Consider the following 12,213-nt stretch of genomic DNA (forward strand, 5'->3'; position numbering starts at 1 on the left):
GAGCGGGTCGTGCGGTCCCTGGCCGAGGTGCACGTCCGGGGTGTGCCGGTGGACTGGCGGGCGGTGCTGACGCCCGCACGGCCGGTGGATCTGCCGACATATGCGTTCGTACGGGAGCGGTACTGGGCCCAGGGAGTGCCGGCGGCGTCACGGCGTGGGGACGGGAATCGGCCGCGGACGGCGGACTGGCGGTACCGGATCACCTGGGTCCCGGTCGCGGGCCGCCGCCCCGCCGTGCTGAGCGGAACGTGGCTCGTGGTCACCGGGTCGGCGGGCGCGGGTTCGGCTCGTGAATGCGTCCAGGCGCTGGCCGGTCATGGCGCGGAGGTCGTGCTGGCCGAGGTTTCGGCGGCGGACCGGGAGGCCCTTGCGGCCCGGGTGCGGGAAGCCGTCGGGACGCAGGCCGTGTCCGGGGTGGTGTCGCTGCTGGCGTTGGATGAGGAGCCGCTGGCGGGCGCTCCGGTGGTGCCGGTCGGTCTGGCCGCCACGGTCGCGCTGATCCAGGCTCTCGGCGACGCCGGGACGACCGCGCCGCTGTGGGTGCTGACCCAGCGCGCCGTCACGACCGGCGACGGCGATCCCCTCACCAGTCCGATCCAAGCCCAGGTGTGGGGGCTGGGGCGGGTAGCCGCTCTGGAGCACCCGGACCGGTGGGGCGGCCTGATCGACGTGCCCGAGGTCCTGGACGGCGTGGCGGCGGAGCGGTTGTGCGCCGTGCTGGCCGGGTCGGGTGAGGACCAGGTGGCGATCCGGGACACGGGCGTGCTGGCCCGCCGCCTGGTACGCGCCCCCCGGCCGAGAGCTGGAGGCGTGTGGGCGCCGCGCGGGAGCGTTCTGGTGACCGGGGGAACCGGCGCGATCGGTGGCCGGCTGGCCCGCTGGGCCGCGACCCGGCGCGCGAAGCGGGTGGTGCTGACGAGCCGTTCCGGTCCGGCTGCCACCCGGATCGGCGCGCTGGCGGCGGAACTGGCGGCGGCGGGGACGTCGGTGGCGGTGCTGGCCGGTGATGTAGCCGTCCGATCCGAGGTGGCCGCCCTGATCCAGTGGATCGGTGCGAGCGGGCCCGGGGTGAGTTCGGTGTTCCACGCGGCCGGTGTGGGTGGCGGTGACGCGCTGGCCGACCTGGACGTGGCCGGTCTGGGCGTGTCGATGGCGGCCAAGGCCGGTGGCGCGGCGCATCTGGATGCGCTGGCGGTGGATCTGGACGCGTTCGTGACGTTCTCCTCGGGTGCGGCGACGTGGGGCAGCTCCCACCTCGGCGGGTATGCGGCGGCGAATGCGTTCCTGGACGCGCTGGTGGAGGACCGCCGTGCGCGCGGGCTGGCGGGGACGTCGGTGGCGTGGGGGCTGTGGGGCGGCGGCGGGATGGCCGAGGGCTGGTCCGGGGCGATGTTGCAGCGGATGGGCCTGCGGGAGATGGACCCCGACCTCGCGATCGGCGTGCTGGCGCAGGCCCTGGATCACGGCGAGGGGCCGATCACGGTCGCCGACATCGACTGGGCGCGGTTCGCGCCGGTTCTGACGGTGCATCGGCCCAGCCCGTTGATCGGTGACCTGCCCGAAGCGCGGGAAGCACTCAGCGAGCCGGCGGCTGAGCAGGGAACCGCCGGTGGCGAGCTGACGACCCGGCTGACCGGCCTGAACCGAGCCGACCAACTCCGGATGCTCACCGATCTGGTGCGGACCGAGGCGGCTATCGTCCTGGGCCACTCCTCTCCTGAGGCGCTGGCGGCCGGGCGGGCGTTCAAGGATCTCGGCTTCGACTCGCTCACGGCGGTGGACCTGCGCAACCGGCTGAACGCCGCGACCGGGATGAGCTTGCCGGCCACGCTGGTGTTCGACTACCCGACCTCGGCGGCGCTGGCAGGGTTCCTGCGTTCGCGGCTGCTGGGGGACCGGGACGAGGTCGCGGTCGTCACTGCAGCCGTTTCGGATGAGCCGATCGCGATCGTCGGCATCGGGTGTCGTTTCCCGGGCGGGGTGCGTGGTCCGGAGGACTTCTGGCGGTTGCTGGCGGGCGGCGCCGATGTGGTCTCGGACCTGCCGACCGACCGCGGCTGGGACATGTCGGCCATCTATGACGCGGCCTCGGCCGAGCCGGGGCAGGGCCCTCGTGGCGGGTTCGTCTACGACGCGGGCGAGTTCGATCCCGGGTTCTTCGGCATCAGTCCCCGTGAGGCGATGGCGATGGACCCGCAGCAGCGGCTGCTGCTGGAGACCTCCTGGGAGGCGCTGGAGCGGGCCGGAATCGACCCGGGACTGCTGCGCGGGTCGCCGACCGGCGTGTTCATCGGGGCCTCCTGGTCCGGATACGGCCTGGACCGGCAGGAAGCGGACAGTGACAAGGCGCACTTGTTCACCGGCATGTCGAGCAGCGTGCTGTCCGGCCGGGTCTCGTACACGCTGGGCCTGGAAGGGCCGGCGGTGTCGGTGGACACGGCCTGCTCGTCCTCTCTCGTCGCGCTGCACATGGCAGGCCAGGCGCTGCGGTCGGGCGAATGCACGCTGGCGCTGGCGGGCGGCGCGTTCGTGGCGGCGACCCCGGTCATGTTCACCGGCTTCGACGCCCAGCTCGGCCTGGCGAGAGACGGCCGCTGCAAGGCGTTCGGAGCCGCAGCGGACGGAATGGGGATCGCCGAGGGCGTGGGCGTCCTGGTGGTGGAGCGGTTGTCGGACGCCCGGCGGAACGGGCACCGGGTGCTGGCGGTGGTCCGGGGCAGCGCGGTGAACCAGGACGGCGCCTCGAACGGGCTGATGGCGCCGAACGGCCCGTCGCAGCAGCGGGTGATCCGGGCGGCGCTGGCCAACGCCAAGCTGGCGCCCCGGGATGTCGATGCGGTGGAGGCACACGGCACCGGCACGACCCTCGGGGACCCGATCGAGGCGCAGGCCCTGTTGGCGACGTACGGGCAGGACCGGCCGCAGGATCGTCCGCTGTGGCTGGGGTCGGTGAAGTCGAACATCGGTCACGCCCAGGCCGCGGCCGGGATGGCCGGCGTGATCAAAATGGTGCTGGCCCTGCAACACCAGGAACTGCCGCGAACCCTGCACGCGGACGAGCCCTCACCCCACATCGACTGGTCCTCCGGCGAGGTACGCCTGCTGAACCGGGCCGTGGCCTGGCCCATCGGCGACCGCCCCCGCCGGGCCGGGGTGTCGGCCTTCGGGGGCAGCGGCACCAACGCCCACGTCATCCTGGAGGAAGCCCCCGCCACCGAGCCCGGCACCGGCGACACGACCGACACCCCGGATGACGCCCCGAAGGTGCTGACCGGCGGCCCCACGGCCTGGCTGCTCTCGGCCCGCAGCGCCGCCGGGCTGGCCGCCCAGGCCGAGCGGCTGGGCGAGTTCGCCTCGGCCGGAGAACCGCCGGACCCGATCGACGTGGGCTGGTCCCTGGTCACCACCCGGTCGGCGTTCGAGCACCGCGCGGTCCTGCTCGGCGAGAACCGGGACGAGCTGACGGCGGGACTGGCCGCGCTCGCCGCCGGCGAACCGGCCGGCGGCGTGATCGGCGGGGTGATCGGCGGCACGGTTCCGGCCGGCGGTGAGGTCGGCCGGGTCGTGTTCGTCTTCCCGGGCCAGGGTTCGCAGTGGGCCGGGATGGGCCGGGAGTTGGCCGAGAACAGCCCGGTCTTCGCCGCCCGGCTGGCGGAGTGCGCGCGGGCGCTGTCGCCGTACGTGGACTGGTCGTTGGACGACGTGCTGGCCGGAGGCGAGGGCGCGCCGAGCCTGGACCGGGTGGACGTGGTCCAGCCGGCGCTGTGGGCGATCATGGTGTCGCTGGCCGCCGTCTGGGAGGCCGCCGGGGTGCGGCCGGACGCCGTCGTCGGTCACAGTCAGGGCGAGATCGCCGCGGCCTGCGTGGCCGGCATCCTGACGCTGGAGGACGCCGCGAAGGTGGTGGCCCTGCGTAGCCGCGCCCTGACCAGGCTGTCGGGACGCGGCGGGATGCTGTTCATCGGCGAGTCCGCCGACGCCGTAGAGGCTCGGGTGGCCGCCTGGGACGGCCAGGTGGCGATAGCGGCCGTGAACGGCCCCGCCGCCACGGTGGTCTCGGGTGAGCCCGCCGTGCTGAGCGAGGTGGCCGCCGGGTGCGAGCGGGACGGCGTCCGGGCCCGGGTCCTGCCGGTGGACTACGCCTCCCACGGCCCGCAGGTGGACACCCTCCGGGACGAGATCCTGACCCTGCTCGCCGGGGTCGCCCCCGGGCCGGCGCGCGTGCCGATGGTGTCGGCGATGACCGGTGAGTTCCTGGCCGGTCCCGAGATGGACGCCGAGTACTGGTACGCGAGCCTGCGCTCCAGTGTGCGGTTCCGCCGCGCGATCGAGGTTCTCGGCGCCGGGTACGGCGTGTTCGTCGAGGTCTCCGCGCACCCGGTGCTGACCGCCGCCGTCGCCGACACCGTGGAGGACGCGGTGGTGGCGGGCACGCTGCGCCGGGACGACGGCGGCCCGAGCCGGCTGCTGGCCTCCCTGGCCGAGGTTCACGTGCACGGTGTCGCCGTCTATTGGGCGGCGGTCCTGCCCGCCGGGCGGCGGGTCGCCCTGCCGACCTACGCCTTCCAGCATCAGCGGTACTGGCCTGTGAGCGTGGCCGGCGCCGCCGACGTCGCCTCGGCCGGGCTGGGATCGGTCGGGCATCCGTTGCTCGGCGCCGTGGTCGAACTGGCCGACGGCGACGCCCTGGTGTTCACCGGGCGGCTGTCACTGACGGCCCACCCCTGGCTCGCCGGTCACGAGGTGGGCGGAACCGTCTTCTTCCCCGGGACCGGGTTCGCCGAGCTCGCGGCGGTGGCCGGGGCGCGGCTGGGGTGCACCCGGATCGACGAGCTGACCATGGCCACGCCCTTGGTGCTGCCCGCGACCGGCGACGTGCAGGTCCAGGTCACCGTGAGCGCCCCCGGCGGTGACGGCCGGCGGGACGTCGAGATCTTCGCCCGGCCGGTGGACGCCGGCGTCCCGTGGACCCGGCACGCCGCCGGGCGGGTCGCCCCGGCCCCGCCGCCCGCCGATTTCGCCGATGGCGAGTTCACCGTCTGGCCCCCGGCCGGTGCCGTGGCCGTGCCGCTGGACGGCGTGCACCAGGACCTGGCCGCGATCGGGCCCGCGTTCCAGGGACTGCGGGCGGTGTGGCGGCGCGACGGCGATGTCTTCGCCGAGGTCGTCCTGCCCGAGGCGATCGCCGGCAACGCCGCCGACTTCGGCCTGCACCCGGTCCTGCTGGACGCCGCTCTGAGCGCCGTCTGGCACGCCGGGCCGGTCGTCGGCGGGGATGGCGCTCGGATGCCGTTCGCCTGGTCCGGGCTGTCGTTGTACGCGGTCGGCGCATCGGTGTTGCGCGCCCGGTTGCGGCAGTCGCCGGCCGGCGCGGTGTCGCTGGTCGCGGCCGACGCGACGGGCGCGCCGGTCGTGTCGGTGGAATCGCTGGTCCTGCGCCCGGCCTCGGCCTCGGCGGCGGCCCGGAGCGCCCTGCGGGACGCCTTGTTCCGCGTCGAATGGACCCCCGTCGCGGTGCCGGCGCCCGCCTCCGGTGGCCGCTGGGCGGTCGTCGGGCCCGACCGGCTGGGGCTGGCCGAGCGCCTGGGCGCGGCCGGCGTCGAGGTGAGCGCGTACGCCGATCTGGCCGCGCTGGCGGCCGCGATCGAGGCGGGCGGAACGGCTCCGGAGACCGTGCTGGCCGGTCTCGGGACGGCGGCTCACATCCAGGAGGACGCGGACGAGGGCGCGGCCGCCCGGCGGGTGACCGGTGAGGCGCTGGAGCTGGCGCAGCGGTGGCTGGCGCTGGACCTGCCGGCGCGGCTCGTCGTCGTCACCCGGGGGGCGGTCGCGACCGAACCCGGCGAGGGCGTGGCCGACCTGGGCGCCGCGGCCGCCCGGGGTCTGCTCCGCTCGGCGCAGAGCGAGAACCCCGGCCGGCTGATCCTCATCGACCTGCCCGGCGACGCCGGTGCCGCTCCGGACCCGGCCGGGGTGCTGGTCGCCGCGCTGGACACCGCGGAGCCGGAGATCGCCGTCCGCGGCGGCGGCGCCTACGCCCGCCGCCTGGCCCGCCCGTCCGCCGTCGCGGCACCGGCGGGCGCCACAAACGAGACGGCCCCGGACGACGAGGCGAACCCGGGCGACGAGAGCACGTCCCCCCGTGTTCCCGGCGCCGTTCTGGTCACCGGCGGCACCGGGACGCTGGCCGGCCTCACCGCCCGGCACCTGGCCGCGACCGGCCGCGCCGCCCATCTGATCCTGGTCAGCCGCTCCGGGCCGGGCGCCGCCGGGGCCGCCGCCCTGGCCGCCGGCATCGCCGCCACCGGGGTCGGCGTGATGGTCGCCGCCTGCGACGCCGGGGACCGGGCCGCCCTGACCGCCCTGCTCGCCGGTCTTCCCGCCGGGACCAGACTGTCCGGCGTCGTCCACACCGCCGGAGTCGTCGATGACGGCATCATCGGCTCGCTGACCCCGGAGCGCGTCGATGCCGTGATGCGGCCCAAGACCGACGCGGCCTGGGCCCTGCACGAGCTGACCCTGGGCCTGGATCTGGACCTGTTCGTCCTGTTCTCCTCGGTCGCGGCCACGTTCGGCGGACCCGGGCAGGGCAACTACGCGGCCGGCAACGCCTTCCTCGACGCGCTGGCCGAGCGCCGCCGCGCCGACGGCCTGACCGCGGTCTCCCTGGCCTGGGGAGCCTGGATGGCCGGCGAGGGGATCGGCCGCAACCTGAGCAAGGGCCTGCTGGACCGCATCACCCGCGCCGGCGCCGGCGAGTTGTCCGCCGACGAGGGCCTCACCCTGCTCGATCTGGCCCTCACCCGGGACGAGGCCGTGCTGATGCCGGTCCGGTTCGACGTCGCCGGGATGCGCGCCCAGGCCGCCCGCGGCGCCGAGGTCCCGGCCCTGCTGAGAGGTCTGGCCGGTCCCGTCCGGCTGTCCACGGCCTCGGCCGCGGGCCAGGGCGCCGGAGCGGACACGTTGCGCCGGCGGCTCGCCGGAGTGTCCCCGGCCGAACGCGACCGGGTGCTGACGGATCTCGTGCGCACCCACGTGGCCGCCGTCCTGGGGCACACGTCGGCGGACGCGGTCGAGCTGAGCCGGGCGTTCACCGACCTCGGGTTCGACTCGCTGACCGCCGTCGAGCTGCGCAACCGGCTGAGCGCCGCGACCGGGCTGCGGTTGCCCGCCACGCTGGTGTTCGACTACCCGACGGCCGGGGTCCTGGCCGGTCATCTGGCCTCCGAGCTGCTCGGCGTCCTGAGCCCGGACGCGACCCGGCCCGCGCTCACCGCCGTCCCGATCGAGCCCGGCGAACCGATCGCGATCGTGGGGATGGGCTGCCGGTTCCCCGGCGGCGTCCGCGACCCGGAATCGTTGTGGGAACTGCTGTCCGCCGGGGGCGACGCGATCACAGAGCTGCCCCTGGACCGGGGCTGGGACATAGCCGGCATGTACCACCCGGACCCCGACACCGCCGGCACCTTCTACGCCCGCAGCGGCGGATTCGTGCACGACGCCGCCGAGTTCGATCCGGGCTTCTTCGGGATCAGTCCCCGCGAGGCACTGGCCATGGACCCGCAGCAGCGGCTGCTGCTGGAGATCTCGTGGGAGGCGCTGGAACGGGCCGGGATCGACCCGATGAGCCTGCGGGGCTCGCAGACCGGGGTCTTCGCCGGCGGCTCGGCCCTGGGATACGGACTGTTCGCCTCGACCGGCTCCGAAGGCCACCTGCTGACCGGGGGCTCGACCAGCGTGCTGTCCGGGCGCGTCTCCTACACCCTGGGGCTGGAGGGCCCGGCGGTCACCGTGGACACGGCCTGTTCCTCCTCGCTGGTGGCGCTGCATCTGGCCGCGCAGGCGCTGCGGGCGGGGGAGTGCTCGCTGGCCCTGGCCGGCGGTGTCACGATCATGGCGACGCCGGGGGCGCTGGTCGGTTTCTCGCGCCAGCGCGGGCTGGCCCAGGACGGGCGGTGCAAGGCGTTCTCGGCGCACGCCGACGGCATCGGTATGGCCGAGGGCGCGGGGATGATGCTGCTGGAGCGGTTGTCGGACGCGCGGCGGAACGGGCATCCGGTGCTGGCGGTGATCCGGGGCAGCGCGGTGAACCAGGACGGCGCCTCGAACGGTCTGACCGCGCCGAACGGCCCGTCGCAGCAGCGGGTGATCCGGGCGGCGCTGGCCAACGCGCGGTTGTCGGCCGCGGAGGTGGACGCGGTGGAGGCGCACGGCACCGGCACGACCCTCGGGGACCCGATCGAGGCCCAGGCCCTGCTGGCGACCTACGGGCAGGACCGGCCCGAGGATCGTCCGTTGTGGCTCGGTTCGGTGAAGTCCAACCTGGGGCACACGCAGAGCGCGGCGGGTGCGGCCGGGGTGATGAAGATGGTGCTGGCCCTGCGGCACCAGGAACTCCCCCGCACCCTGCACGCCGAGGAGCCCGCGGAGAACATCGACTGGTCGGCCGGGAACGTCGAGCTCCTGGCCAAGCCGAGGCCCTGGCCGGTCAACGGGCGGGTCCGGCGGGCCGGAGTGTCGGCCTTCGGCATCAGCGGCACCAACGCCCACGTCATCATCGAAGAAGCCCCCGCCGCCGGCGATCCCCCGTCCACCGCAGGTGATCCGGAGCCCGCCGTACCGGTGCTGACCGGCCCGGTGGCGGCGTGGCTGGTTTCGGCGCGATCCGGTGCCGGGCTGAGGGCGCAGGCGGGCCGGCTGGGTGAGTTCGTGCGGGCTCGTCCGGAGCTGGATGTCGCGGATGTGGCCTGGTCGCTGGTGACGAGCCGGTCGGTGTTCGAGCACCGGGCGGTGGTGGTCGGCCGGGATCGGCCGGAGTTGCTGTCGGGGTTGTCCTCGGTGGCGGCCGGTCGCCCGGCGGCGGGCGTGGTGACCGGGACGGTTCCGGCCGGTGGCGGTGGCGGCCGGGTGGTGTTCGTCTTCCCCGGTCAGGGCAGCCAGTGGGCCGGGATGGGCCGGGAGCTGGCCGAGGCCAGCCCGGTGTTCGCCGCCCGGCTGGCCGAGTGCGGCCGGGCGCTGGCCCCGTACGTGGACTGGTCGTTGGACGACGTGCTGCACGGCCGCGAGGGCGCGCCGGGCCTGGACCGGGTCGATGTCGTCCAGCCCGCCCTGTGGGCGGTGATGGTGTCGCTGGCGTCGGTGTGGCAGGCCGCCGGAGTGGAACCCGACGCGGTCGTCGGTCACAGCCAGGGCGAGATCGCCGCGGCCGTGGTGGCCGGAATCCTCACCCTGGAGGACGCCGCCAAGATCGTGGCGTTGCGGAGCCAGGCGCTGACCGCGTTGTCGGGCCGGGGCGGGATGCTCTCGATCGCCGAGTCCGCGGACGCCGTGGCCGCCCGGGTGGCGCACTGGGACGGGCGCGCGTCGGTGGCCGCGGTCAACGGGCCGGATGCCACCGTGGTGTCCGGTGACCCGGACGCCCTGGCGGAGGTCCTGGCCGGGTGCGAGCGGGACGGCGTGCGGGCGCGGATGCTGCCGGTGGACTACGCCTCGCACGGCCCGCAGGCCGATGAGCTGCGCGAGGAGATCCTGCGGCTCCTGGACGGCGTCGTTCCCGGGCCCGCCCGGGTCCCGATCGTGTCGGCGATGACCGGTGAGTTCCTGCGAGGCCCGGAGATGGACGCCGGATACTGGTACGCCAGCCTGCGCGCGCCCGTGGAGTTCTCCCGGGCGATCGAGGCGCTGGGCCGGGCCGGATACGGGGTGTTCGTCGAGACCTCCGCGCACCCGGTGCTCGTCACCGCCATCGGCGCCACCCTGGAGAACGCCCGGCCCGGCGACGACCCGGCGGAACCCGGTACCGCCCGGGGCCTACGCCGGCCGCCGGTGCTGACCGGAACCCTGCGCCGCGACGACGGCGGCGCGGATCGGATGCTGGCCTCCCTGGCCGAGGTGCACGTCCACGGCGTCCCGGTGGACTGGGCCGCCGTCCTGCCCACCGGAGCACGGGTCGATCTGCCCACGTACGCCTTCCAGCACCAGAGGTTCTGGCTGGAGACCGGAAAGGCACTCCGGAGCGGCGACCCCGCCGAGGCCCGGTTCTGGGCCGCCGTGGAGGACGGCGACCTGGCCGGCCTGACCGGCACGCTCGCCGTCGACCCGGACAAGCCGTTCCGCGAGGTCCTGCCCGCGCTGGCGTCCTGGCGGCAGCGCGAACGCGGCGAAACGGTCACCGCGGGCTGGCGGTACCGGATCTCCTGGCCGGCCCTGCCCGACCCGCGGCCGGCGCCGCTGACCGGGACCTGGCTGCTCGTCGCCGCCCCCGCCCAGCGGGAACTGGCCGGCGCCTGCATGTCCGCCCTGGACGCGGCCGGCGCCGACGTCGTACTCGTCGAGACCGCACCCGGCGAGACCGGCCGGCAGGCGCTGGCGGACCGGCTCGACCCCGGCCCGGCGCCGGCGGGAGTGGTCTCGCTCCTGGCCCTGGACGAGGCCCCGCTGCCCGGCGCGCCGGTGGTCACCACCGGCCTGGCCGGAACGCTCGCCCTGCTTCAGGCCCTCGGCGACCGCGGGATCGAGGCGCCGCTGTGGGTCCTGACCCGGGGAGCCGTCGCCGCCGGACCCGGCGAGACGCTCGCCTCGCCCGGTCAGTCGCCGGTGTGGGGCCTGGGCCGGGTCGCGGCCCTGGAGCATCCCGGCCGGTGGGGCGGCCTGATCGATCTGCCCTCGGAACTGGACGAGCGGGCCGCGGATCGGCTGGTCCGGCTCCTGGCCGCCGGCGACACCCTGTCCGGGGAGGACCAGGTGGCGATCCGCGGCGACGGAATCCGCGTCCGCCGTCTGGTCCGGGCGCCCCGGACCGGCGGAGCCGAGCGCTGGACGCCGACCGGAACGGTCCTGGTGACCGGCGGGACCGGAGCCGTCGGCGGCCGGGTCGGCGGCTGGCTGGCCGGCCGTGGTGCCCCCCGGATCGTCCTGTCCAGCCGCTCCGGGCCGGCCGCCACCGGTTCCGCCGCGCTCGCCGCCACGCTGGCCGAAGCCGGCGCCGCCGTCGAGGTGGTCGCCTGCGACACCGCCCACCGGGAGCCGGCCGCCGCCCTGCTCGACCGGATCGATCGGTCCGGGCCGGCGCTGACCGCGGTCTTCCACGCCGCCGGGACCAACGACGTCACCCCGCTCGGCGACCTCACCGTCGCCGGCCTGGCCGAGACCGCCGCGGCGAAGCTGGCCGGAGCGGTGAACCTGGACGAGCTCACGTCCGGCCGGGAGCTGACCGCCTTCGTGACGTTCTCGTCCGGCGCCGCGATCTGGGGCAGCGCCGGACAGGCCGCGTACGCCGCGGCCAACGCCTTCCTGGACGGCCTGGCCGAGCACCGCCGCGGCCGGGGACTGGCGGCGACGTCGGTCTCCTGGGGCCTGTGGGGCGGCGGCGGCATGGGCCAGGGCGAGAGCGGTGACCGGCTGCAGCGGCTGGGCCTGCGGGAGATGGACCCGGACCTGGCGATCGAGACGCTGGCCGGAATCATCGACGCCTCGACCGGCTCGACCGGCTCGGCCGCCGGTGAAACGGCGACGGCGACCGTGACCGTCGCGGACGTGGACTGGGCCCGGTTCGCGCCCGTGTTCACCCTCCACCGCCCGAGCGCCCTCATCGCCGACCTGCCCGAGGTGCGACAGGCCCTGTCCGCGCACGCGTCCGAGCCCGACGGTCAGGACGACGGACGTGTGGAAGGCACCCTCAGGCAGCAGTTGAACGGGTTGTCCCGAATCGAGCAGGAGCGGATGCTGACAGATCTGGTCCGGGCCGAGGCCGCCGCCGTCCTCGGGCACGCCTCCATGGACGTGGTGGAGGCCGACCGCGCCTTCAAGGACCTGGGTTTCGACTCACTCACCGCTGTGGAGCTGCGTAATCGGCTGAACAAGGCAACCGGGATGAGACTTCCCGCCACGCTGGTCTTCGACTACCCGACGCCGGAGATTCTGGCCGGCCACGTACGGAGCGCGATGAACCCGGGCGAGGGGACCGAATCGCCGTCGATCATCACCGAGATCGAGCGGCTTCAGTCGGCCCTCGCCGGCGTCACCTCCGGCTTCGAGATGCGCGACGACGTGACCAGGCTGCTGCGGGGGCTGTTGTCGAACTGGATAGACACGCACGGAGCGGAAGAACCCGTGAGCACCGACATCGAATTCCAGTCGGCCACACCCGACGAGGTGTTCAGCTTCCTGGACCAGGAACTCGGGCCACCGCGATCGACGCCACAGACTAATTGA

The 12,213-nt window shown here is 75.1% G+C and carries 1 protein-coding gene; it reads left to right on the plus strand.

The window, feature by feature from the left end; all coding sequences use genetic code 11:
* Positions 1 to 9 precede the first annotated feature (9 nt).
* The gene (locus HNP84_RS53925) at positions 10 to 12,213 is read left to right on the plus strand and encodes a type I polyketide synthase (protein ID WP_312926480.1); all 12,204 of its coding nucleotides are present in this window, start codon (positions 10 to 12) and stop codon (positions 12,211 to 12,213) included.

It is taken from the genome of Thermocatellispora tengchongensis (assembly GCF_014202315.1).
GTDB classification, from domain to species: Bacteria; Actinomycetota; Actinomycetes; order Streptosporangiales; family Streptosporangiaceae; genus Thermocatellispora; species Thermocatellispora tengchongensis.